21 protein-coding genes and 1 pseudogene are annotated in these 23,761 nt (G+C 66.7%); 12 read left to right on the plus strand and 10 right to left on the minus strand.

The genetic code is table 11. The features are described from left to right. The first annotated feature begins 157 nt into the window (after nucleotides 1-157). The 4 genes from BG28_RS07685 (at nucleotide 158) to BG28_RS07700 (ending at nucleotide 3,465) form a co-directional block, all read left to right on the plus strand. Nucleotides 158-1,888 carry a glycosyltransferase family 2 protein gene (locus BG28_RS07685; protein WP_369797210.1) on the plus strand — a complete coding sequence of 577 codons (1,731 nt, stop codon included), beginning with the start codon at nucleotides 158-160 and terminating at the stop codon, nucleotides 1,886-1,888. Then, nucleotides 1,885-2,217 (plus strand): STAS domain-containing protein, encoded by a 333-nt coding sequence (locus tag BG28_RS07690; RefSeq protein WP_036475485.1) that lies wholly within the window; start codon nucleotides 1,885-1,887, stop codon nucleotides 2,215-2,217. The genes BG28_RS07685 and BG28_RS07690 overlap by 4 nt, the downstream gene beginning before the upstream one ends. Further along, nucleotides 2,210-2,626, plus strand: a complete 417-nt coding sequence (locus tag BG28_RS07695) for an ATP-binding protein (RefSeq protein ID WP_036475486.1) — start codon at nucleotides 2,210-2,212, stop codon at nucleotides 2,624-2,626. The genes BG28_RS07690 and BG28_RS07695 overlap by 8 nt, the downstream gene beginning before the upstream one ends. A gap of 95 nt (nucleotides 2,627-2,721) precedes the next feature. Further along, nucleotides 2,722-3,465: an MBL fold metallo-hydrolase gene (locus BG28_RS07700; RefSeq protein WP_036475488.1), complete on the plus strand. Its 744-nt coding sequence runs from the start codon at nucleotides 2,722-2,724 to the stop codon at nucleotides 3,463-3,465. 85 nt (nucleotides 3,466-3,550) lie between these two features. On the opposite strand, the gene BG28_RS07705 is transcribed toward BG28_RS07700, so the two are convergent. Beyond that, on the minus strand, nucleotides 3,551-4,093 hold the full coding sequence (locus tag BG28_RS07705; RefSeq protein ID WP_036475490.1) for a TetR/AcrR family transcriptional regulator: 543 nt from the start codon (nucleotides 4,091-4,093) through the stop codon (nucleotides 3,551-3,553). Between the two features lie 199 nt (nucleotides 4,094-4,292). On the opposite strand from BG28_RS07705, the gene BG28_RS07710 reads away from it, so the two are divergent. Both BG28_RS07710 and BG28_RS07715 read left to right on the plus strand, forming a co-directional pair. Beyond that, nucleotides 4,293-5,768: an APC family permease gene (locus BG28_RS07710; RefSeq protein WP_051501163.1), complete on the plus strand. Its 1,476-nt coding sequence runs from the start codon at nucleotides 4,293-4,295 to the stop codon at nucleotides 5,766-5,768. Then, nucleotides 5,768-7,000: a saccharopine dehydrogenase family protein gene (locus tag BG28_RS07715; RefSeq protein ID WP_036475491.1), complete on the plus strand. Its 1,233-nt coding sequence runs from the start codon at nucleotides 5,768-5,770 to the stop codon at nucleotides 6,998-7,000. Before BG28_RS07710 ends, BG28_RS07715 begins: the two co-directional genes overlap by 1 nt. Nucleotides 7,001-7,040: 40 nt before the next feature. Here BG28_RS07715 and BG28_RS07720 read toward each other — a convergent pair whose 3' ends face one another. Next, nucleotides 7,041-7,598, minus strand: a complete 558-nt coding sequence (locus BG28_RS07720; RefSeq protein ID WP_051501164.1) for a flavin reductase family protein — start codon at nucleotides 7,596-7,598, stop codon at nucleotides 7,041-7,043. 117 nt (nucleotides 7,599-7,715) lie between these two features. On the opposite strand from BG28_RS07720, the gene BG28_RS07725 reads away from it, so the two are divergent. Both BG28_RS07725 and BG28_RS07730 read left to right on the plus strand, forming a co-directional pair. After that, a complete protein-coding gene (locus BG28_RS07725; protein ID WP_036475493.1) occupies nucleotides 7,716-9,239 on the plus strand; it encodes an acetyl-CoA hydrolase/transferase family protein in 1,524 nt (507 codons plus the stop codon). Then, nucleotides 9,236-10,633: an ASCH domain-containing protein gene (locus BG28_RS07730; protein WP_133726390.1), complete on the plus strand. Its 1,398-nt coding sequence runs from the start codon at nucleotides 9,236-9,238 to the stop codon at nucleotides 10,631-10,633. The genes BG28_RS07725 and BG28_RS07730 overlap by 4 nt, the downstream gene beginning before the upstream one ends. On the opposite strand, the gene BG28_RS07735 is transcribed toward BG28_RS07730, so the two are convergent. The 4 genes from BG28_RS07735 to BG28_RS07750 are packed head-to-tail and all read right to left on the minus strand — an operon-like array spanning nucleotide 10,626 to nucleotide 13,051. Beyond that, on the minus strand, nucleotides 10,626-11,000 hold the full coding sequence (locus BG28_RS07735) for a hypothetical protein (RefSeq protein ID WP_036475495.1): 375 nt from the start codon (nucleotides 10,998-11,000) through the stop codon (nucleotides 10,626-10,628). The genes BG28_RS07730 and BG28_RS07735 overlap by 8 nt on opposite strands. Continuing rightward, nucleotides 10,997-11,653 carry a hypothetical protein gene (locus BG28_RS07740; protein WP_036475497.1) on the minus strand — a complete coding sequence of 219 codons (657 nt, stop codon included), beginning with the start codon at nucleotides 11,651-11,653 and terminating at the stop codon, nucleotides 10,997-10,999. The genes BG28_RS07735 and BG28_RS07740 overlap by 4 nt, the downstream gene beginning before the upstream one ends. Before the next feature lie 58 nt (nucleotides 11,654-11,711). Then, nucleotides 11,712-12,623: a DMT family transporter gene (locus tag BG28_RS07745; RefSeq protein WP_235181026.1), complete on the minus strand. Its 912-nt coding sequence runs from the start codon at nucleotides 12,621-12,623 to the stop codon at nucleotides 11,712-11,714. Next, nucleotides 12,620-13,051 carry an RDD family protein gene (locus BG28_RS07750; protein ID WP_051501165.1) on the minus strand — a complete coding sequence of 144 codons (432 nt, stop codon included), beginning with the start codon at nucleotides 13,049-13,051 and terminating at the stop codon, nucleotides 12,620-12,622. The genes BG28_RS07745 and BG28_RS07750 overlap by 4 nt, the downstream gene beginning before the upstream one ends. Before the next feature lie 238 nt (nucleotides 13,052-13,289). On the opposite strand from BG28_RS07750, the gene glnA reads away from it, so the two are divergent. Then, complete coding sequence (gene glnA, locus BG28_RS07755) at nucleotides 13,290-14,714, plus strand: type I glutamate--ammonia ligase (protein WP_036475498.1); 1,425 nt, start codon at nucleotides 13,290-13,292, stop codon at nucleotides 14,712-14,714. 127 nt (nucleotides 14,715-14,841) lie between these two features. On the opposite strand, the gene BG28_RS07760 is transcribed toward glnA, so the two are convergent. After that, entirely contained in the window at nucleotides 14,842-15,273 is a 432-nt protein-coding gene (locus tag BG28_RS07760; RefSeq protein WP_036475500.1) for a VOC family protein, read from the minus strand. Nucleotides 15,274-15,334: 61 nt separating this feature from the next. Here BG28_RS07760 and BG28_RS07765 point away from each other — a divergent pair, with 61 nt between their 5' ends. From BG28_RS07765 to BG28_RS07780, 3 genes are all read left to right on the plus strand, one after another. Further along, nucleotides 15,335-15,559, plus strand: a complete 225-nt coding sequence (locus BG28_RS07765; protein ID WP_133726391.1) for a hypothetical protein — start codon at nucleotides 15,335-15,337, stop codon at nucleotides 15,557-15,559. A gap of 441 nt (nucleotides 15,560-16,000) precedes the next feature. Then, nucleotides 16,001-17,032 carry an LLM class flavin-dependent oxidoreductase gene (locus BG28_RS07775; RefSeq protein ID WP_036475504.1) on the plus strand — a complete coding sequence of 344 codons (1,032 nt, stop codon included), beginning with the start codon at nucleotides 16,001-16,003 and terminating at the stop codon, nucleotides 17,030-17,032. Between the two features lie 89 nt (nucleotides 17,033-17,121). Further along, complete coding sequence (locus BG28_RS07780; RefSeq protein WP_036475505.1) at nucleotides 17,122-17,802, plus strand: type 1 glutamine amidotransferase domain-containing protein; 681 nt, start codon at nucleotides 17,122-17,124, stop codon at nucleotides 17,800-17,802. Between the two features lie 604 nt (nucleotides 17,803-18,406). On the opposite strand, the gene BG28_RS07785 is transcribed toward BG28_RS07780, so the two are convergent. The 3 genes and pseudogenes from BG28_RS07785 to BG28_RS07795 form a co-directional block, all read right to left on the minus strand. Next, nucleotides 18,407-18,715 (minus strand): carboxymuconolactone decarboxylase family protein, encoded by a 309-nt coding sequence (locus BG28_RS07785; RefSeq protein WP_235181027.1) that lies wholly within the window; start codon nucleotides 18,713-18,715, stop codon nucleotides 18,407-18,409. A 111-nt stretch (nucleotides 18,716-18,826) separates the two neighbouring features. Then, a complete protein-coding gene (gene adhP / locus BG28_RS07790; protein WP_235181028.1) occupies nucleotides 18,827-19,804 on the minus strand; it encodes an alcohol dehydrogenase AdhP in 978 nt (325 codons plus the stop codon). Between the two features lie 839 nt (nucleotides 19,805-20,643). Further along, nucleotides 20,644-23,759: pseudogene (locus BG28_RS07795) on the minus strand (bifunctional [glutamine synthetase] adenylyltransferase/[glutamine synthetase]-adenylyl-L-tyrosine phosphorylase). Nucleotides 23,760-23,761 lie beyond the last annotated feature (2 nt).

The raw sequence follows: 23,761 nt of genomic DNA on the forward strand, positions 1-23,761 counted from the left end.
CGCTGGATGGAGTCCCTCAACTGGGAAGCCTGGTGGATCGCGGTGCCGCTGGTGATCGCCGAGACTTACAGCCTGATCGACACCTTCCTCTTCGCCGCCACCATGTGGCGGGCCAAGGAACGATCGGGCCCGGAGTCTCCCCCCCCCCACAGGCACCGTGGACGTCTTCATCACCACCTACAACGAGCCCATCGCGATGGTCATGGCCACGGCACGGGCGGCAAAGAACATCGCCTATCCACACCAGACCTTCGTCCTCGACGACGGCGACCGCCCGGAGATGGCGGCCGCCGCCCAGGCCGAGGGGCTGGGCTACATCACGCGTTCCGCGGACTGGACCGACAAGCCTCGCCATGCCAAGGCCGGAAACCTCAATAACGCGCTGTTCGAGACCGAGGGCGAGTTCCTGCTGATCCTCGACGCCGATCAGATTCCAGATCCTCTGATCCTGCACCGCACGCTGGGCTACTTCGCCGACGATGAGCAGGTCGCTCTGGTCCAGACCCCGCAGTGGTTCATCAATGTGGACGAGGAAGATCCTCTGGGCAGCCAGGCACCGCTGTTCTACGGACCGATCCAGCAGGGCAAGGACGGCTGGAACGCCGCCTTCTTCTGCGGATCCAATGCCGTACTGCGGCGCGAGGCGCTGATGCAGCTCGGCATCGTGGGCTACGTTCGGGGACTCCAGGACTCTACGCAACGGACCTTGCGCGCGGCCGAGAGGCTGCTCTCCCGCGAAGCCCGGCGCAATCAGCCAATACCAGCTCTGCACGCCGCTCTGAAGGATCTGCGGGTCGAGGTCTCTCGGGCCCGTGCCGAGGTCTCTGCCGGGGAGCCCATCGCCGATGTCACCTATCGCCTGCAGGGACAGATCACCGAGGCATCCCGCCTGCTGGTGAAGAACGACCTGGACCTGATGGCCGAGGACCTCGCCGCCATCCAGTCGATCCCGGTTCAGCGCGACTCAGAACTGGGCACAGTGGTCATCGATCAGGTGGGCCTGGACGCACTCGCCACCCGAGAGCTTTCCCCATTGGCCGCGGTGAAATCTGTCGCCGCGCTGGTGGACGCACTGCGCGTGGACCGCCCCGACGAGGCCCAACCGATCCAGCCGTTGGCCACCATCTCGGTGACCGAGGACATGGCCACCGCGATGCAGCTCCACAGCATGGGTTGGCGCAGCGTCTACCACCACGAGATCCTCGCCCGAGGACTCGCCCCGGAGGACCTGCAGACGATGCTCAAACAGCGGCTGCGCTGGGCCCAGGGCACGATGCAGGTGTTCCTGCGCGACAACCCACTGGTCAAGCGGGGACTCTCAACCGGTCAGCGACTGATGTACTTCGGCACGATGTGGAGCTACCTCGCTGGCTTCGCCGCGATCGTCTACCTCTGCGCTCCGGTGATCTATCTGATGTTCGGGGTGATGCCGGTGACCGCGTGGAGCGGGGACTTCTTCGCCCGATTCCTGCCATACTTCCTGATCAACCAGCTGCTCTTCCTGATCGTGGCCCGAGGAATCCGCACCTGGCGAGGCCAGCAGTACTCGCTGGCGCTCTTCCCGGTCTGGATCCGCGCCTGTACCTCCTCTGTCGCGAACGTGGTCTTCAAGAAGCCACTGAGCTTCGTGGTCACCCGTAAGGACGGTCGAGTGGGCGGCACGCTGCCGCTGCGCGAGGTCTGGCCCCAGCTCACCGCGATCGCGGTGTTGATTATCGCGCTCATCACCGGCATCATCCGGGTGCTGATCGGCACCGCGGACGGCACCGGCACCCTGGTGAACACCGTGTGGGTGGCCTACTCGCTGGCCGCGCTGAGCATCATCATCCAAGCCCTGCGCTATAAGGGACCCGCAGCACATGCCGAAGAGGCAGAAGGAGCATCATGAATCTCAATGTCACCACCCATGCACGGTATGCGGTCGTGCGCCCGGAAGGCCGGCTCACCGCCTCGGCCGCACCCCGGCTCAAACAGGCGATGCGAAAGCTCATCGAGGAGGGGAATCCGCGCATCGTGGTCGACCTGGGCCAGACGGATTTCATCGATTCCTCCGGTCTGGGCGCGCTGATCGGCGGGTTGAAGGCCGCCCGGCTCGCCGAGGGTGATCTGCGGCTCGCCGCCGCCAGCGAGTCGGTGCAGAGCGTCCTGAAGCTGACCAGCCTCGATCGCGTGCTGCGGGACCACCCCACCGTCGAGGCGGCATTCGGCGATGAGTGACGGCAGCACCCGGGCCACCTTGACCGGCGTCGCGGAACTTGGCTTCGTGGACCAGGTGCTCGACGCGCTGCAGAACCTCTTCACGGCAGCCGGAGAGCTCTCCCTGGAGGACCGCACGTTGTTCTCCCTCGCGGTCAGCGAGATCGCCACCAATATCGTCACCCACGGCAGATGTGCCGGGGGCGCGGAGGTGACCGTCACGGCAGACATGAGCATCGACAAGGAGGCCCTTTCAGCCCGGTTCAAGGACGACGCAGCGCCGGTCACCATCGCCCTCAATGAGGCCGAGCTCCCCGACGAGCTGGCGGAGTCAGGCAGGGGTCTCGCGATCGCGAAGATGGCCCTGGACCAGCTCAGTCACGAAGTGGACGAGGGACACACCTGGACGCTGGTCCGGAAGCGCCGCTGACGGTCTGCTGAAAGCTCAGCCCGGGTCACGCTTGACCAACCGCCGTGTGGAGAACCAGGATTGACGAAACCCCTCACGGAACGGAACCGCAGCACATGATCGAATACGGCGTCGCCCCTGGCATCCATCTCGTGTCGCAGGCGAATGTGAACTGCTACGTCGTCGAGGCCGAGGACGGCATCACCCTGATCGACGCCGGACTGCCCCGAATGTGGCACGAGGTCATGGAGGTGCTCAAGACGCGCCAGCGGATGCCCTATGAGGTGAAGGCACTGGTGCTGACGCATGGACACTTCGATCACCTGGGCTTTGCGCTGCGCGCGCAGCAGAGCCTGGGCATTCCCGTGATCATCCACCACGAGGACGCAGAGCTGGCCACGAGGCCGTATCGCTACGTCACCGAGCGCAATCGGCTGCTCTACCCGCTGGGCCACCCGCAGTCGCTTCCGCTGCTGGGACGAATGGTGGGCTCCGGCGCGCTGACCGTCAAGGGCGTCCATGGCGTGCAGCTGATGACGGCCGGATCGGTGCTGGAGGTTCCGGGATTCCCTGTGCCGGTGCACACCCCGGGACACACCGACGGACACTGCATCCTGCACTTCCCTGACCGCAGGGCGGTCTTCACCGGGGACGCCCTGGTCACCCTGGACCCCTACACCGGGCAGACCGGTCCGCAGATCGTCGCCGGGGCCGCCACCAAGGACACTGCGCAGGCGATCAGCTCCCTGGACGCCATCGCACTCACCGAGGCCGACCACCTGCTCCCAGGTCACGGAGCCGTCTGGTCCGACGGGGCGGAGGCCGCCGTGACGGCAGCCCGCGAGGTCGGCAGGCACTGAAGTCAGCGGACCCTGAGGTCGGCACGCACTGAAGTCAGCGGACCCTGGGGTCGGCAGGCACTGAGAGCCGCGCGGCACCAAGCGCTCAGTAGCGGATGGTGCCGATCAGGCGGACGATCCGGTCGATCGTGGCCGGATCGGTCTCCTCGGGCATGGCGCCGGTGCCGGTGAGCGAGGCGTTGAAGTAGATCCCATCACCGAGCAGCATCACCAGGTGGACCATGTCCTCGTGGCCGACCGCGTCCATCAGCACCTCGAACCATTGGGTCCGGCACCTGGCGAGGAGTTCGTTGGCTTCCGGATGCGATCCCTGCGCCAGCCGTGTGACCGCCATATTGCAGCGTTCCAGCGGGCTCTCCACCTCGAGCGAGCTTCTGATGTAGTAGTCCGCGGCCCGCGAGGGGTCCGACCGCATCACCGCCAGATCGGCCTCCACCAGGCTCTGCAGCCGCTCGAACAGCGCTGCCGCCAGCTCATCCTTGGATCTGAAGTGATAGGTCAGCCCGCCCTTGGAGACCCCTGCGCGCGCAGCGATGGCCTCAAGGGTGGCGCTGCGTTCCCCCTCGGACACCAGGATGTCCTGGTACGCGGTGATCAGCCGGTGAACGGTGCTCGGAGCATGGCCCATGACAGCGATTCTAGGGCCTATCAAAAAACCGACTAGTCGGTATAGTGGCGCGCATCACACCACACCGGGTCCTTGACGCTGACCCGGCCGGGGATCGGAGGAACACCATGAGCCAGGCAGCTCTCGGGAAGAATCCCTCTGGCGCGCGCCGGGTGCGGGCAAGGGTCTCTCCGCCGGCACGCTCGGCGTCTGGGGATCGGTGGTCATCGGACTCGCCTCCACCGCCCCGGTCTATTCGCTCGCAGCCTCCCTGGGATTCGTGGTCCTCGCGGTCGGGGCTCAGGCGCCCATCGCGTTCATCCTGGCGTTCATCCCGATGTTGTTCATCGCCTTCGCCTACCGAGAGCTCAACCGAGAGATTCCCGACTGCGGAACCTCCTTCACCTGGGCCACGAAGGCCTTCGGCCCGTGGGTGGGTTGGATGGCCGGCTGGGGGGTGGCGGTCGCTGGCATCATCGTGCTGGCCAACCTGGCGCAGATCGCCGGGATCTACCTCTGGCTCCTGATCGGCGACGGTTCCCTCGCCGAGAACTCCCTGGTGGTCACCGCCACCGGGGTGTTCTTCATCGCCGCCATGACCTACATCAGCTACCGCGGGGTCGAGATCGGCGCCAAGCTGCAGAACGTCCTCCTGGGGATCCAGTACCTCGCACTGGGCCTCTTCGTGGTGTTCGCACTGATCGGGATCGCCGACGGGACCGCCGAGAACGCCACCTCACCGTCCCTGGACTGGTTCAACCCCTTCGCCTTCGAGAGCGTCGCCGGATTCACCGAGGCGGTGCTGCTGGCCCTGTTCATCTACTGGGGCTGGGACGCCTGCCTGGCGCTGAACGAGGAGACCCGCGATGCCCGTCGGATCCCGGGACTGGCCGCCCTGATCTCCACGGTGCTGCTGCTGATCACCTATGTGGGAGTGACCGTGGCCGCCATGATGTACGCCGGAGTGGGCGAAGCGGGGGTCGGCCTGGGAAACGAGGGAAACGCGGAGGACGTGTTCTTCGCTCTGAAGGATGTCGTCCTCGGCCCCGCCGCATGGCTGCTCGTGGTGGCGGTGCTCGTCTCTGCGGTCTCCTCCACCCAGACCACCATCCTGCCCACCGCCCGGGGCACCCTCTCCATGGCGGTGTACCGGGCGCTGCCGAACCGGTTCAGCACGGTGCACCCGCGTTTCAAGACCCCGTCCTTCTCCACGCTGGTCATGGGGGTGTCCGGGATCGGGTTCTATGTGGTGATGACCCTGGTCAGCGAGAACATCCTGGCCGACTCCATCCTGTCCCTGGGATTGGCGATCGCCTTCTACTACGCCATCACCGGGTACGCCTGCGTCTGGTACTTCCGCCGGGAGCTGTTCACCTCGGGCCACAACTTCGTCTTCCGCTTCCTGCTCCCGCTGCTGGGCGCATTGATCCTGAGCGCGGCGTTCATCAGGTCAGCGATCGACATGGCCGACGTCGACTACGGATACAGCGTGCTCCTCGGCGTGGGCGGCACCTTCGTCGTCGGCATCGGCTCGCTGGCCCTTGGCCTGGTGCTGATGCTGCTCTGGCGGACCCGTTCCGGGTCGCTGCCGTTCTTCCGCGGGGAGAGCCTGAACGCCGAGACCGCCGTGCTCGTGCCCGACTCCCCCGATGCGACCGATGCACGCCCACGTTCGATCGATGGAGGCTTGACCTGATGCGCATTCTCATCATCGGAGCCGGCGGCGTGGGATCCGCCGCCGTCCGGATCGCCGTTCGCCGCAGATTCTTCGACCGGCTGGTGATCGCCGACTACGATCCCTCACGGCCGCAGGCCCTGGTGGACTCCCTCGAGGACGATCGGCTGGTGGCCGAGCAGGTGGATGCCTCCTCGGCAGAAGCGGTGGCCGAGGTCATGCGGAAGCACCAGATCACCCATGTGCTCAACGCGGTGGATCCGCGGTTCGTGATGCCGATCTTCAACGGCTGCTTCGCCGCGGGGGCGACCTACCTCGATATGGCGATGAGCCTCTCGATCCGGCACCCGGAGCAGCCATACTCCAAGACCGGGGTGATGCTGGGCGACGAACAGTTCGCCCTGGCCCCGCAGTGGGAGCAGGCCGGTCGGCTGGCCCTGGTGGGCATGGGCGTCGAGCCTGGACTCTCCGACGTCTTCGCCCGCTACGCCGAGGATGAGCTGTTCTCCTCGATCGAGGAGCTCGGCGTGCGCGACGGGGCGAATCTGGTCGTGGCGGGGGCCGACGGCGAGCCGGCCTTCGCGCCGTCCTTCTCGATCTGGACCACGATCGAGGAATGCCTGAACCCACCGGTGATCTTTGAGCGCGAGACCGGCTGGTACACCACCGAGCCCTTCAGCGAGACCGAGGTCTTCCACTTCCCCGAGGGGATCGGAGAGGTGGAGTGCGTCAACGTGGAGCACGAGGAGGTGATCCTGATGCCCCGTTGGACCAAGGCCCGGAAGGTGACCTTCAAGTATGGGCTCGGCGACGAGTTCATCGACGTGCTCAAGACCCTGCACAAGCTCGGTCTCGACTCCACCGAGCCGCTGATGGTGAAGGGGGTGCCGGTGGCCCCACGCGACGTCGTCGCCGCGGCGCTGCCCGATCCCGCCACCCTGGGCGATCGCATGACGGGAAAGACCTGCGCAGGTCTGTATGTGACCGGACTCGGCAGGGACGGTGAACCCCGGGCGGTGTACCTCTACCATGTGGTGGACAACCAGTGGTCGATGGCCGAGTACGGCTCGCAGGCCGTGGTGTGGCAGACGGCGGTGAACCCGGTGATCGCGTTGGAGCTGCTGTCGAAGGGGACCTGGCAGGGCAGCGGCGTCCTGGGCCCGGAGGCCTTCGACTCCCGGCCGTTCCTGGAGCTGCTGGCGGCCGAGGCGCCGCTCGGCTACGGATCGCCCTGGGGCCTCGAGGAGCGCTAGAGACTTCCGGCCCAGCGCCGCGCCGCGCGGTCCGGAACCCCTAGTTCGTGAAGTACTTCCACTTCGTCATCTCATCGCTGAGGTCATGCAGCTCACCATTGGTGGAGAAGGTCCCGTTGCCCCGGTGGTGGAACTCCGGGGTGGGCGCCGCATCGGGCCGGATCCAGGCGGCCGTGGTGCGCAGCAGCCACAGCGAGTAGTCCTCCACCAGGGAGTCGTCCTCGACCTTGCACTCGATATTGGCCACACACTCCCCGATCAGCGGCGCAGCCACGCTGACTCCTGGCACCCGGGTCAGCCCGAAGTGGTCCCACTTGTCCAGGTCCTCTCCGGAACAGTTCCCCACCTGCACCGTGGTGCGCATCAGATCGGCACCGGGAATGCCGATCACGCACTGCCGGGTGGCCTGCAGCGTCGCGAAGCTGGCATCCCAGGTGCCCACGATCACCGCCAGGATCCCGTCGTGGCGGACCGGCATGTTGAACGCGTTGGTCATGATGTTGTCGCGGACGCCGTCGGAGGTCGAGATCAACACCGTGGGGCCCGGCTCGATCAGTCGGTAGGTGTCTCGGACCGGATAGGGCACGAATCCGTTCATGGTGCGTCCTCCGTCTTGAGCTGGGGCTGAGGTGCGGGTCGACCGGCCTCGTGTCACCCAGCGTAGCGCCAGCGCTGCGGATCCCGGCAGGGTCTCTGTTCGCCTAGGCTGGGTTGAATGAGCGCTGTTTCGAGTCGAATCACCTGCCCCACGCTGGCCACCAAGGTCACCACCGCCGCTGAGGCCGCCCGCTGGATCCACGACGGCGACCGGGTCGGGATGAGCGGCTTCACCGGTGCCGGGTACCCGAAAGCGGTCCCTGCGGCCCTGGCCGAGCGGGCCAAGGACGCCCACGCTCGCGGCGAGGACTTCGGCATCGACCTCTGGACCGGGGCGTCGACCGCGCCCGAGCTCGACGGCGTGCTCGCCGAGGCCCGCGCGGTGCGCAGACGGCTGCCCTTCCAGTCGGACCCGACCATGCGTGAGGCGATCAACACCGGCGAGACCGATTACATCGACACCCACCTGAGCCACTCCGCCCAGCAGGCCTGGTTCGGCTTCTACGGCAAGCTCAACGTCGCGGTCATCGAGGTCGCCGCGATCCTCCCCAACGGACTGCTGATCCCGGGCAGCTCGGTGGGCAACAACAAGACCTGGCTGCAGCTGGCGGACAAGGTCATCCTGGAGGTCAACGACTGGCACCCGCGGGCCTACGAGGGCTTCCACGACATCTACTACGGCACCAAGCTGCCCCCGGAGCGCCGACCGCTGCAGCTCACCGACCCGCTCCAACGCATCGGGGATCCCTACCTGCGCGTGGACCCGGAGAAGGTGGTCGCGGTGGTCGAGACCGACGCGCCGGATCGGAACCTGCCCTTCAAGCCCGCCGACGAGCAGTCCAAGGCCATGGCCTCCCACGTGGTGGACTTCCTGCGCTACGAGATCGAGCAGGGCCGGCTGCCCAAGAACCTGCTGCCGCTGCAGTCCGGCATCGGCAATGTCGCCAACGCGGTGATGGCCGAGCTGGCGCACAGCGAGTTCGAGGACCTGCTGGCCTATACCGAGGTCATCCAGGACGGCATGCTCGACCTGATCGACACCGGCAAGCTGACCGCGGTCTCCGCGACCTCCTTCTCGCTCTCCGCCGAACGCGCCGAACAGTTCAACGCCCGCGCCGGAGAGTACAAGGGCCGGATCCTGCTGCGCACCCAGGAGGTCTCCAACCACCCGGAGGCCATCCGTCGGCTCGGAGTGATCTCGATCAACGGGATGGTGGAGGCGGACATCTATGGCAACGTGAACTCCACCCATGTGATGGGCAGCTCCATCATCAACGGCATCGGCGGCTCCGGGGACTTCGCCCGCAACGCCTACCTCAACTTCTTCGTCTCCGGCTCGATGGCCAAGGCCGGCGCGATCTCCTCGATCGTCCCCTTCGCCAGCCACATCGACCACACCGAGCACGACACCCAGATCCTGGTCACCGAACGAGGCCTGGCGGACCTGCGCGGCCTCTCCCCCGCGGCCCGCGCCCGCAGGATCATCCGCAACTGCGCCCACCCGGACTACCAGGACCTGCTGCAGGACTACTTCGACCGGGCGGTGGCGCAGAACCAGCGCGGCCGGCACACCCCGCACCTGCTGGGCGAGGCACTGAGCTGGCACGAGAACTACCAGCGCACCGGCCGGATGAAGCCGTGACACCTGCACCGATGCTGACCGCAGAGCAGATCGACGCGCTGCCCCCGATGGACTTGGCCTTCGGGGAGCTGCGCGCGCGTCTCACCGGCGCGGTCATCACCGGGGTCAAGACCATGACCACCAGCCTGCATCGCAGCTACCTCGCCGAGGCCGAGCCGCTGCCGAGACCTGGGCTCCAACGACTCCTGGGTGTCCAGGAGGAGAGCCTGGGCGTCGTCGAGGTGATGGAGGTGGCTCTGGTGCCGCTGGGAGAGATCTCCCAGGAGGTGGCCCGCGGCGAGGGTGAGGGCTACGCCTCCGTGGCGGCCTGGCGCGAGGTTCATGAGGATTTCTGGCGCAGCACCGGCGAGATCGCGGACGGCGAGACCCAGGGACCCGGCCTGGGCGATGATGAGCTGATCGTCGTCGAACGCTTCCGTTGGCTTCCCGAACACAGCCTGGTCCCCGCACCGCGGCCGCGACGGGTCGGGATCGTGGTGACCGATGACTACTCGAAGGCCCCTGACCGGGACACCGATCCGCTGATCGCGGCGCTGCAGCGGTGTGACATCGCGGCTGAGCCGGTCATCTGGCACCACTGGGAGCCGGGACGGGAGTATGACCTGCTGGTCGTCCGCACCCCCTGGGACTACTCCTCCAGACCGCAGGATTTCCTGGCCTGGCTGGAGCGCGCAGCGGCGCAGGTCCCGGTGCTCAACAGTCCCGCGCTGATCCGCTGGAACCTGGACAAGGTCTACCTGCGCGAGCTCGAGACTGAAGGGCTCGCCAGCGTGCCCACCAGCTGGGCCGAGGACGACGCCGCGCTGCGTCGCGGGCTGGCCGAGCACGGCGAGGACTGGGTGGTGATCAAGCCCAGCATCTCCGCCGGCGCCTTCGACACCGAGCTGCTGCGCGCGGACTCGGCCGCGGCGCTCACCCTTGGCGAACGGATCCTGGCCCGCGGCCTCACCGTGATGGTCCAGCCCGAGATCCCGGAGCTGAGTCAGGGACGGGAGAAGGCGCTGTACTTCATCGATGGGCACCACACGCATGCGATCTCCAAGGGTGCGCTGCTGGCCCGCGGCGGAGGTCTGCGCGGCGGCACCTACCTGGAGGATCCGCAGCTGGTCCAGGCCTCCGCCGCCGAGATCAGGTTCGGTGAGCGCACCCTGGCCGCCGCGGCCCGAACGACTGGAACCGAGACCCCGCTCTACGGCAGGATCGATGTGGTCGATTCCGCCCGATACGGAATCGTGCTGCTGGAGGCGGAGCTGTTCGAACCCGCGCTGAATCTGCACCGCGCACCCTGGGCCACTGACGAGCTGGCTCGCGCGATCGACCGCCGGCTGACCCAGAGTGTGGAGCCTGGAGCCGGCGCGAAATCGCTGACCGGCCGACGCGAGCAGCTCAGCTGATCGCGCCGATCACGGCCAGACCGATCAGGCCCAGCGCACCGGACCAGATATAGCTGGCCAGGGTACCGATGATGAATCGTTCGGTGGCCTTCGCGCGCTGGTCGGCCTGCCAGGCGCGCAGCTCTGGGTAGCGGCCGAGACCCTTGACCGCCAGGACCACCGCGATCGCCTCGGGATAGCCGCCGAAGACCGCACCCGTGATCGCCAGCCTCTCCAGGATCCCGATCCAGGTCCCTCCACGCAGGATGCCAGGACCGTAGCCCTCGGGCTCCACCCGGCGCAGCAGCCAGCCCACCAGGAGCGCGCCCAGAAATGCCGAGAGGCCCAGGGCCAGCAGCACCACCGCCGAGATTGCAAGCCATGTCATAGGTGTCCACCTTCTTGGTCCTGAGCAGGGTCGATCTTCCAGCTGCCTTCGCCAGCGGCGGCTGAGATCAGGGCTGCCACGACAGGTCGGCTGCGTCGCTCCTCCTCCAGCATCGCAGAGCGCGCCCGCTGACTGACCGCTGACACGGTGATTCCCAGCTCGACGGCGATCTGCGCTCGGCTGTGCCCCTGTGCGGTCAGGTCGCTGACCTCCCAGCCGGTGTCCGCGCGTCGTCGCACCACCCCGCCGAGCAGCTGCAGCACCGAGGTGGCGGCCGCGGCAGCTTCCTTGTGATCCCCCTGGACCACCAGCGGGACCGGTTCGGCCTGACTGCGGGCTCGCTCCACGGCATACCGGGCCTGGATGAACGCACTCCCGGAGCTGGCCCGAGCGCTGGCACCCAACGGGTGCGTCACGGTGCCGGCCCCGATGCCCACGGCCCACTGTTCGGTGCGGCATAGCGCCAGCGCGAGATCCACCGCCGCCTCGGCGCTGCTCAGCAGGATCTGCACCTCATCGCCCACGGTGCGCTCCAGCGGCAGCGCGATCTGTTTCTGCCAGCGAACACTCCAGGGTGTGAGCTCCGCGAGCAGCGCATCGACCCGTTCCCCGGTTTCGGTGCTGCGGCGCTGATCAGCAGTGACGACGAACATGAATACAGGCTACAGCCTGCAATAGAGGGTTTCAAGGGTAGGGCCTGTAAACGTCTGATCACCGGGAGGGACCTGGACCGGCTGCACCGCGGGGCGGGGGCCGCCGGAGCGGGCCGCTGAGCGTGAGCGCATTGCTCAACACCACCAGCAGGATGCCCGTCCAGGCGATCAGCGGCAGCTGCTGGGCCAGGAAGCCCGCCCCGATCAGCGCCGCGAAGAGCGGGTGCAGAGACATCCCTAGACCGAACACCACCGGAGAGATGTGGCGCAGCACGATGAGATCCAGCGAGTACGGGACCGCAGAAGCCAGGACTCCGGCGACGGCGGCGAAGAGGAACGCCTCCAGCGGCGGCTGCAGATGCCAGACGATCACCGCGGCGACCGGCAGCAGTCCCAGCGCCGAGATGGCGGTGCCGACCGCGACGCCCTGGACCCCCTCCAGGCGCTGGCCCACCACGCGATTGGTCAGGATGTACCCGGCCCAGCAGCCCGCCGCGAGCACCGCGAAGCCCAGGCCCAATAGGTCGCTGGTGGGTCCCGGGCGAGTCAGCAGCACCACTCCGGTCAGGGCCATCAGGGCGCACAGTCCGTCGCGGGGGCGCCGGGAGGAGAGTACGGCGACGGCGAGCGGACCGAGGAACTCGATGGTCACCGCGGTGCCCAGCCCCACCCGGTCCAGGGCGGCGTAGAGTGCGGTGTTCATGCCGGCGAAGAACAGGGCCAGCAGCAGCACCGGGGACCACTGGCTGCCGGTGAAGCGCCAGAACCGAGGCCGGGCGATCGCCAGCAGGACGGTGGCGGCCACCAGCTGGCGAGCCGCGACCACCCCGACCGGAGTGAGGCCGCTGAAGGCGAGCGAGCCGACGGCGGCGCCGGACTGGGTGCTGAGCGCGCTGGCGCAGATCACCGCCAGGCCGCGGCCCGGGCGTCCGCTGAGTCGACTGACCCTTGCGGGTCCGGGGGCGCTCACATGCGCAGCTGGACGGTGCCGGCTGCCCGATCATGGGCGCCGCGACCGTCGGTCCCGATGAGGATGACCGGAAGGATCAGCAGCAGCAGCAGCGTGCGGACCGTGGACCAGAGCGGGCCCGGCAGGCTCTGGCCGCGGACCACCTGGATCCGCATCAGCCGCTTGCCGATGGTCACGCCGAGCAGTCCGATCAAGATGACGTGGATGGCCACGAAGATGCCCAGGGTCATCAGCTCCTCGCCGCCGAAGAAGGCCATCGAGATCAAAGTGGCAATCCCCCAGTCGATGAACAGGGCGAAGATGCGTCGACTCCAGGGCGCCATGCTGCCGGGGCCTGACTCCGGCAGACCCAGCTGTTGCCCGGCCCATCGAGGTCCTCCGGCACCCGCCGCGGAGCCGCCAGGGGGTGCGCCGTCGTTCTTCGCCACAGATCTCCTTCTGCTTCGGATATGAGAGAGTGATGCTTGACATGTGGCCGTACGAGCACGGCCCTGGTCAGTCTATTCCTCCGACCGGGGACGCCTTGTCACAGGCCCATGAGCAACTTAAGTTACATGACGGAAACATTTGCGTGATGGCCGGGAAACGCCCGGCCCATAGCGTGGGACCGAGCGTTCACCCCAGTTACGCACGCAAGCCCAGCCACCTGACGAGGAGCACGGACGTATGTTCACAAGCCCTGACGAAGTTCTGAAGTTCATTGAGAAAGAGGATGTCGTCTTCGTCGACGTCCGCTTCACCGACCTTCCTGGCCTTCAGCACCACTTCAACCTCCCGGCTAAGACCGTTGACCTTGACTTCTTCGAGAACGGACAGCTCTTCGACGGCTCTTCCATCCGAGGGTTCCAGGGCATCGCCGAGTCCGATATGCAGCTCATCCCCGATGTGACCACCGCGTACCTCGATGAGTACCGCGTGGAGAAGACCCTGGTCATGACGTTCTCGATCGTCAACCCGCGCACCGGCGAACCCTACGCCCGTGATCCCCGCGGCGTGGCACAGAAGGCCGAGGAGTACCTCGAGGCCTCAGGCATCGCCGACACCGCATTCTTCGCCGCCGAAGCCGAGTTCTTCCTCTTCGACGATGTGAAGTGGCAGTCCAGCCCGGATGCGTCCTTCTACTCCCTGGACTCTGATGAGGCCTCCTGGCAGTCCTCCGAGGAGATTCCCGGCGGAAACCTCGGTCACAAGATGGCCACCAAGGGCGGATACTTCCCGGTCAGCCCCCAGGACAAGAGCGCGGACCTGCGCGACGCGATCTGCGTGGCGCTCGACGCCGTCGGCCTGGAGGTCGAGCGCTCCCACCACGAGGTCGGTGGCCCCGGTCAGCAGGAGATCAACTACAAGTTCAACACGTTGACCCACGCTGCCGATGACCTGATGAAGTTCAAGTACATCGTGAAGAACACCGCGGATCAGTTCGGCAAGTCGGCCACCTTCATGCCGAAGCCGATCTTCGGCGAGAACGGCTCCGGCATGCACTGCCACCAGTCGCTGTGGACCGATGGCAGCCCGCTGTTCTTCGATGAGAAGGGCTACGCGAACCTCTCCGACACCGCCCGCTGGTACATCGGCGGTCTGCTCAAGCACGCCTCGGCCGTGCTGGCCTTCACCAACCCCACGGTGAACTCCTATAAGCGCCTGGTCAAGGGCTATGAGGCTCCGGTCAACATGGTCTACTCGCAGGGCAACCGCTCGGCCGCGATCCGCATCCCGATCACCGGGGCGAACCCGAAGGCCAAGCGCCTGGAGTTCCGCGCACCGGATCCCTCCTCCAACCCCTACCTGGCCTTCTCCGCACAGCTGATGGCCGGCCTGGACGGAATCCGCAACCGGATCGAGCCCGCAGACCCGATCGACAAGGACCTCTACGAGCTGCCCGCCGAAGAGGCTGCCAGCATCCAGAAGGCTCCCGGCTCGTTGGAAGAGGCGCTGCTGGCTCTGGAGGCCGACCACGAGTTCCTGCTCGAGGGTGGAGTCTTCACCGAGGACCTGGTCAAGGCCTGGGTCGAGTACAAGCGTGAAGAAGAGATCGCCCCGCTGAACCTGCGGCTGAACCCCTATGAGTTCGAGCTGTACTACTCGGTCTGATCTCACACCGAGCTTCAACAGCTGCGGCCCCGCACCGGAGAATCGGTGCGGGGCCGCAGCTGTATCTGGGACCGCTGTGTCAGGGCCAGCATGGTTCAGGGCTGGCACGGTTCAGGGCTGGACCACATCAGCCCAGGGGCGCGGTGAGCTCCAGGTTGATGCCGTCGGGGTCCTGGAAGGAGAGGATCGCGAGCCCGGCATCACGGAGATCGTTGATCTCTCCGTGTTCAATGCCCGCGCCGGTGAGAGCCTGCGCCGCGTCTTGCAGCGCATCTCGAGAGTCGACCGCGAAGCTCAGGTGATCGAGTCCGGTGGTCTGGGCATCGAACGAGGTCTCCCCCACCGGACGCAGACCGACCAGCGTCCCCTGGGGCGTCTGGTAGATCACTCCGCCGTAGAACTGCTCCTGGGAGGCCCGAACCGCTGGATCGTGGGCATGTGCCGAGGTGTCCACCACGGCGGGCCAGCCGAAGACCTGGTCGTAGAACGCTTTGGAACGCGCGATATCGGTGACGGTGAGCCGGACGTGTGCCAGCCCGTTGCTGTTGATGAGAGCCATGGCCTCACGGTAGCCCGCAAGCCGCTGACCTGACCGGACGCTGCTCGCCAGACTGCTCTTTGTGACAAGGCCAGGACCGCTGGATGTGGTCGACGTCTTCGTCCACACCGTGGTGCTGGGACTCTTCGTCCAGTCCTTGCCGGAGGCCATCTCGGAGTCGTCGGCGATGACGCTGCTCACGGGAGTGGTCCTGGGGCTCACAGCCCTGATCTTACGTGGCGAGGTGCAGCTGGGCGGCACCCGGGGACTCCTCGATCCCAGACCTGCTTCGGTCTCACCGGACTGAGGGTCTAGCACCCCTCGGCGGTATGGAAGCTCCTCACGTCCCCCAGAAACGTGGCGATGCCGGCGGTCTCACAGTTTGACCAGATCAGGAACCCGTAGGTCAATACGGTAAGAAGCAACGAGCCTGCTGCCAGAGAGACGCCGAAAGATCGCGCCGGGTGCTGACTCTCCGAGGCTGATTGATCGACTGTCTCCACGGCGTGACTCCTCCTCTCCAGATCGAATGCTCGACGAGAGAGATCGAACTGTTCCGGCATTCCAGACGGAGGAAATGGGATCGTCTGCGTCGTCTGGTTCTGCATCAGCAAAGCAATTCGAACATATCATTTTGGTTCAATGCGTCAACCAAATTTCACCGTGTCCGGCCAAATGGCTCGGATCGAACCCGTGCCGGTGCTCACGTCGCGGAATGAGAACACTCCCCCTGGCTGTTGCATCCAATATGCCCAACACCGCTTCGCGCCCGCTGTCCCTCCTTGACCTCGCGTTCGTCCGCCCGCCCGAGACCATCGCCGACGGCATCGCTCGCAGCGTCCGGCTCGCCAAGACCGCAGACAAGCTGGGCTATACGCGCATCTGGTTCGCCGAGCACCACAACATGCCCAATATCGCTTCCAGCGCCACGGCCCTGCTGATCCAGCATGTGGCGGCCGCGACCCAGAACGTGCGGGTCGGCTCGGGCGGCATCATGCTTCCCAACCATGCCCCGCTGATGATCGCCGAGCAGTTCGGCACCCTCGCGACGCTCTACCCCGACCGGATCGACCTGGGCCTTGGCCGTGCGCCCGGCACCGACGGCCCGACCATGCGCGCACTGCGCCGCGACGGCACCGAGGCCGACCGCTTCCAGGCCGATGTGATGGAGCTCAGCGGCTACCTCACCGGTCACAGCCGGATCCCCGGGGTCAACGCGTACCCGGGCTCGGGCACCGACGTCCCGCTCTACATCCTGGGGTCCTCGCTCTTCGGCGCCCAGCTCGCGGCGCAGCTGGGCCTGCCCTATGCGTTCGCCTCACACTTCGCCCCGCAGATGCTGAACCAGGCGGCCCACATCTACCGCGAGCATTTCGACGCGACCCATTCGCTGCTGGGTCCGGACGCGCAGCCGCACTTCATCGCCGCGGCCAACGTGATCGCCCACGACGACGCCGAGATCGCCAGGGAGCAGAAGACCCTGGCCGAGAACGCGTGGATCAAGAACCACCTGGGCCGCAACCGGGCGATCACCGATGAGGATGTGGTGATGCTGCGCGACCACCCTGCCGGCCAGCAGGTGCTGAGCATGCTCTCCCGGGCCGCTGTCGGGAATCAGGAGGAGGTCGTCTCCTGGCTGGATGCCTTCGCTGAGGAGGTCCAGGCCGATGAGCTCATGCTGGTGAACCTGGCTCCTGAGGAAGCAGTCCAGCACCGCACCCTGGAGCTGCTCGCACCCAGCGTGAGCGTCTCCCAGCACACCCGTTCGCAGGTCGCCTGACCGCTGAACCCAGGTCGCTGCGCGTCCTTTGACCGCGCGCGGCACCACCTCCTCACCACCGTAAGACCGTCTATTTCAAGGAGTTCCCCATGAAGGTCCTGATCGTTCTCACCTCCCACGACGAGCTCGGCGACACCGGCAAGAAGACCGGGTTCTGGCTCGAAGAGCTCGCCGCCCCGTATTACCGGTTCAAGGAAGCCGGTTATGAGATCACCCTGGCCTCCCCGCAGGGCGGCCAGCCGCCACTCGATCCTGCAAGCAACGTGCCGGACTTCCAGACCGATGACACCCACCGGTTCGAGGACGACGCTGAGGCCACTGCCGCCCTGGCCGAGACCCTGCGCCTGGACACCGTCTCCGCCTCCGACTACGACACCGTGTTCTACCCGGGCGGCCATGGCCCACTCTGGGACCTCGCCGAGGACCCCGCCTCGATCCGTCTGATCGAGACCACGCTTCGCGCCGACAAGCCCGTGGGGCTGGTCTGTCACGCCCCGGGTGTGCTGCGCCACGCCACTAACGAAGACGGCACTCCCCTGGTGCAGGCAAAGCTGGTCACCGGCTTCACCAACACCGAGGAGGCCGGGGTCGACCTGGTCGACGTCGTGCCCTTCCTCGTGCAGGACGAGCTCACCAGGCTCGGTGGCAGGTACTCCAAGGGTGAGGACTGGAGCTCCTACGTTGTTGAGGACGGCCTGCTGATCACCGGTCAGAACCCTCAGTCCTCCGCAGAGACCGCCCAGGCCCTGATCGCCAAGCTCGCAGTCTGAGTCTGACATCAGCCCGGCCGGCTGGGTTAGTCTCAGGCTTCCCCGGCCGGTCTGGGCCGTCGTGTTGCATGAGGCAGCCTGGGTCTTCGGTCCATCGTGGGCCGATCCATCGCACCGGTTGCCCTGGTTCCTCGATCACCGTTGCATCCGGCCTCTGCGACAGGTGAGCAGGACAGACTCAACGTCGCTGACCAGTTCTTCCGGCAGTGACGCACGGCAGCGAAAGCGAGCCGATCTCCTGGGGAAGGTCGGGGCCGCATATCCACAGCTGGCTCGCCGGCGGTCTCGGCCCCCTGCGCCGGACAGACCCGAACCGCGAATGCACTCCGGGTTCGGCGGTATGCCCCGCGTCGTTCTCGCGCGGTGCTGCCGCGGTGCTGCTTCGCGTCTGCACAAGCACCCGTCATTCGTCGGATGAGCGTCCAGATAGTGGAATCTCGAACAGAGGACAGCCCGGAGGGCCGTCGGTCCCCGGAGATCAGCCGAGGCAGGGCTCCGGGGACTCTCGCCAGGCGGAACTTCATGCCTCGGTGACATTCGGTCCGCCTGCGAGCCTCATCAGTGGGCGGGCCCTCGAGAAGCGAGAGCGGACCAGGAAGGCACCTCACCCACTGTTGGCCTCATCCTGGAAGAACTTCATCGCCATCCAACCGTGCGTCACCGCGCCACCTGCACGAAGCGCTGCGGAGACCATGACGGCTTCGGAGATCTCCTCCTCGGACGCCCCAGCCTTATACGCACCCCTGGAGTGGATCTCGACGCAATGAGGACACTGGGTAGTGGTCGCTACTGCGATCGCAATGAGTTCGCGGGTTTTTTTGGACAATACATGGTCGTTCTCGGAAAATACGGCGCCGTCGAACGCCGCGAAAGCCTCGAATCCTTTCGGGTATTTTTCCTTGATATTCTCCATGTATTTCGCGTCCGATGACTCATAATGCATCATATTTGTTCTCCAACGCTCGTATTTGCTTTCGTATTATTCACGGGCGGCACTTTCGACCGTCCACGGGTCTGGCTTCGGTCAGCGCTGCGGGGTGGCGCTGTAGTCCACCACCACGCGCCCCTCAATCTTGGCGTGCTGCATCTCGTCGAGAACCGCGTTGATGTCCTCGAGTGGACGGCGGCTGTACGTGGGATGGATCTTTCCCTGGGCGTAGAACTCCAAGGCTTCCACCATGTCCTGGCGGGTACCCACGATCGATCCGCGGATGGTCAGCCCCTTCAGCACGATGTCGAAGATCGGAGCGGGAAATTCTCCCGGGGGCAGACCGTTGAACACGATGGTTCCGCCGCGTCGAGTCATGGCGATGGCCTGGCCGAATGCCTTGGGGTGCACGGCGGTGACCAGGACGCCGTGGGTCCCGCCGGTCTTCTCCTGTATCTCGATGGCCGGATCCGCCACCATGGCGTTGACCACGATCTCGGCCCCGTGCTGCTTGGCCAGGGCCAGCTTGTCGTCAGCGATGTCCACCGCGACGACTCGCATGCCCATGGCCACCGCGTACTGGACAGCGATGTGGCCCAGACCGCCGATGCCCGAGATCACCACCCACTGGCCGGGGCGGACCTCTGTCTGCTTCAACCCTTTGTATACGGTCACGCCGGCGCAGAGCACAGGTCCGACCTCGTAGGGGTCAGAACCCTCGGGGATGAGGGGGGCGTACTTGGCGTCGACGATCATGTACTCGCCGAACGATCCGTCGACGCTGTATCCCCCGTTGCTCTGAGACTCGCACAGCGTTTCCCACCCGGTTCGGCAGTATTCGCAGGTTCCGCAGGCACTCCACAGCCAGGCATTGCCCACCAGCTGCCCCACCGAGAGCTCGGTGACCCCCTCACCAAGCTTCTCCACGGTGCCCACACCTTCATGCCCGGGGATGAACGGCGGACTGGGCTTGACCGGCCAGTCGCCCTCGGCGGCATGCAGGTCGGTGTGGCAGACGCCCGAGGAGATCAGCTTGACCAGGGCCTGTCCCGGCCCTGGCTCGGGAATGGCCATCTCTTTGATGGCGAGGTCCTGGCCGAAGGCCTAGACGACCGCTGCCCTCATCGTGGTTTCGTGGGCTGGTGGAGTGTGCGAGTCCGTAGTGGTGGAGGAAGCGCTGACATGGCTCATGATGACTCCTGGGTGGTGGCGGGACTTCTTCTGGAGGTCCGGGTCGAGACTGAGGCTGCCGCCTGTTCCCGGGCCGATGCCTGAGAAATAGTCGGGTGTGCGTATGGACCATGCCGGCTTCTCGGAGCGGGCTTCTGTTCACGCGGCCTCTTCTCGTGACTGTAGTCACATCCGAGTTGCGCCCACGTTGCATCCCGACGGGTGCTCGCTTCTGCCCCTCGTGGAAGAATCATTCCGCTCAGCCCCACTCTTCACTGGAGCTGGCCGGAGGCGCCCTTTGCGACTGAGACCCGAGACATGAACCAGTCGACCACCACTGCAGCGCCTCCAAGGGCCCCACCGAGGGGAGCCCCCGGCGGTCTCATGGTGATTCTGGGTCTCGTTCCGGAATGTGCCCTGGGACTTCTCCCGCATCGGCGACTTCGGGAAGAAGACCGGGTCCAGCAGGCGGCGGCGCTGTGAAGCCCACGGAGGGTACACGGTCAGCGCATCAACGACGCCGGCCGATCAACATCCAGACGACCGCCCACTCCGGAGTCTGAGGTTCGAGACCGTGGCCTGCCTCGTGACCTTGGCGTTCGGCGCGCGGGCCGTGCTGTGGTGACGGCTTCGGCGGTGCGAAACGGGTCGCGCTCAGATGAGTCCGCTGGATGGGGAGCCCTCACCGGGTTCGTCTTGATGCTGGCCATGTCCGCCTGAGGAGGCGTGGAGGCAGGAGCAGCCTAGACCTCGTCGTAGAACAGCCGCTCATACACCTGCCGGCAGCGCCGGGTGGTGCGCAGGTAGTGGTCTTCGAAGTCCGCGCTGCCGCCGGGCGGGAACCCGCACCAGCGTGCAACAGCGTCCAGATCTCGCGCGCCGAGGGGAGCACGTCGGCGGTCTTGCCGCTCCACACCGTGGTCGCGGAGCGCACCCGGGTGCATAGCTTCCAGGCCTCGGTGAGCTGTTCGGCGTCGAGCGGGCTGATCAGCTGCTCGTCGACCATCGCGTCGAGCGCGATCAGCGTGGAGCTGGTCCGCAGCCGCGGCATCGAGTGGGCGTGCTGGAGCTGGAAGAGCTGGACCAGCCATTCCACGTCGCTGAGACCACCGCGGCCCAGCTTCACGTGCCGGGACGGGTCCGCTCCGCGCGGCAGCCGTTCGGACTCCACCCGGGCCTTGATCCGGCGGATCTCCCGGATCTGTGAGGTGCTCGGCGGCGCGCCGTAGCGCACCGAGTCGGCGAGCTCCATGAACCCGTCGAGCAGCTCATCGTCGCCGCCGATCGGCCGGGCGCGCAGCAGCGCCTGACGCTCCCAGACATCCATCCAGCGACGGTAGTACTCGCGGTAGGAGTCCAGGGACCGGGAGAGCGGTCCCTGCTTGCCCTCGGGCCGCAGATCGGCGTCGAGCTTGAGCGGGAACTCCCCGCGGATCGCTGGTTTGAGCGGTTTGGAGAGCTGGGTGCTGATCCGCATGGCCAGCTTCTGTGCCTGCGCGTCGGCGAGCGTCGGATCACCGCCCTCGGCGAGGTTGTGGACGAACATGGCATCCATATCGGAGCCGTAACCGATCTCCCGTCCGCCCTGACGGCCCATGGCGATCACCGCAAGGTCGGCGTGGCGGCCCTCGGCCTGCCAGACCTCGGACTCGGCCACGCGCATCGCCCCGAGGGTCGCGGCGCGGTCCACGTCAGAGAGTGCGGTCCCGACCTCAGAGATCTCCAGCAGCCCCACAGCGTCACCGATCGCGACCCGCAGGGTCTCGCGCTGGCGCACCAGGCGGGTCAGCCGCATGGCGGCCTCAAGGTCACCCTTGTGCCGCGTGATCTTATTGCTGATCTCTTTCCAGAGCGCCTCATAGCTGAGCGGGGCCAGCGCCGCGTTGTCCCCGAGCCACTTGGTGGACTCCGGGGAGTGTTCCAGCATGTCGGAGATGAACCGCGACCCTGAGAGCACCAGGCAGAGTCGCTCTGCGGCCACCGAGGAGTCGCGCAGCATGGTCAGGTACCAGGGGCTCTGGCCCAGTGACTCGCTGAGCCGGCGGAAGGCCAGCAGTCCGCCGTCGGGGTCCACGCCTTCGCCGAACCAGCCCAGCATCATCGGCAGGATCCGGCGCTGCAGCTTCGCGCGCCGGGACAATCCCGAGGTCAGTGCCGAGATGTGCCGCATCGCCCCGGCCGGGTCGTGATAGCCCAGCGCGGCGAGCCGGTCCTGGGCGGCCTTGGCGGTGAGCCGGACCTCCTCGTCGGAGAGCACCGCGGTGGTGGAGAGCAGCGGGCGGTAGAAGATCCGCTCATGGAAGCTGGCGACCTCCTTGGCGATCTCGCGCCACTGGGTGAGCACCTCCTCCCCGGAGGGACGACGACGCCGGTTCGGCGGGTGCACCGCCTGGGCCAGCGCACGGATCTCATCGGGCTTCACCGGCATCAGGTGGGTCCGACGCATGTTGCTCATCTGGATCCGGTGCTCGTAGAGGCGCAGCATCCGGTAGCAGCGTGACATCGCGTCCCGGTCAGCCCGGGCCACGTATTCTCCAGCTTCGAGCAGCTCGATCGCGGTCAGTGAATCGCGCACCCGCAGCGACTCATCGACCCGGCCGTGGACCAGCTGCAGCAGCTGGACGGTGAACTCGATGTCGCGCAGCCCGCCGCGGCCGAGCTTGATCTCCCGGTCCACCTCATCGGCGGGGATGTTGTCAAAGACCCGGCGGCGCATCCGCTGGACGTTCTCCACGAAGTTCTCCTGCGCCGAGGAGGTCCACACCTGCGGCCAGATCGCCTCGATGTAGTCCCGTCCCAGACTGCGGCTGCCGGCGATGGGCCGGGCCTTGAGCAGCGCCTGGAACTCCCAGCCATGGGCCCAGCGCTTGTAGTACTCCAGGTGGGATTCCAGGGTGCGGGAGAGATCTCCCTCGCGGCCCTCGGGGCGCAGGTTCGCGTCGATCTCCCAGAGACCGGGCTCGGGACCGGAGCCGTTGATGACCTTGGAGATCCCTGAGGCCATGGCCACCGCAGTGTTGCGTGCCGCGGCGGTGTCGATCTCCGCGGAGGCGCGGTGGACGAAGATCACGTCCACGTCCGAGATGTAGTTCAACTCGCGGGCGCCGCATTTGCCCATCCCGATCACGGCCAGCTCCACGACCGCCGCGGTGCGCCCGTTGCGGTCGGTCAGCTCGGCCCGGCTGACCGCCAGCGCCGCGTCGATGGCAGCCCCGGCCAGGTCCGAGAGTTGTCTCGAGACCAGCGGCTGATAGGCCGCAGGATCCGCGGCGCTGAGATCGCGCAGCGCCAGGGAGGTCAGTTCACGCCGGTAGGCCCGGCGCAGCGCGACTCCCGCCGCCTTGGCGGTGAACTCGGAGTCCAGCGCTGCGGTGGGCAGCTCCGCCGAGGCGTCGGCGTGCACGGATTCCATCAGCCGGGTGCGCAGCACCTCGGGTTCGGTGACCCCTGGGACGGCGCTGGCCGCGGCGTCGTCGGGGGCATGGTTGTGCTGGTGCTCGTCCCGATCCGCCTCCAGGGTGTCGGCGATCTCGAACAACAGATCGCGGTTCTCTGGGCGGCGGACCAGGAACTCGCCCAGCGCCTGGGAGGCGCCGAGCAGCCGGACCAGCGGGACCGCGCGCAGGTAGACCCCGTCGGTGACGACCTGGAAGAGGTCACAGACCTCCCCGGCACGTTCCACCAGCCGGATCAGCAGCAGCAGCGCCTGATCCGGGTTCGGCGCATAGTGCAGGGTCTTCAGCAGCACCTGCGGGTCCAGTCCGGCGAGATGCTCGTCGGCGAAGAACCCGGAGGCACGCTCCAGCTCTTGGAAGCCGGCAGCGATGAGCTGCCGGCGGGTCAGCGCAGAGTCAGCCACGA

The organism is Nesterenkonia sp. AN1 (assembly GCF_000582475.1).
Taxonomy (GTDB): domain Bacteria; phylum Actinomycetota; class Actinomycetes; order Actinomycetales; family Micrococcaceae; genus Nesterenkonia; species Nesterenkonia aurantiaca.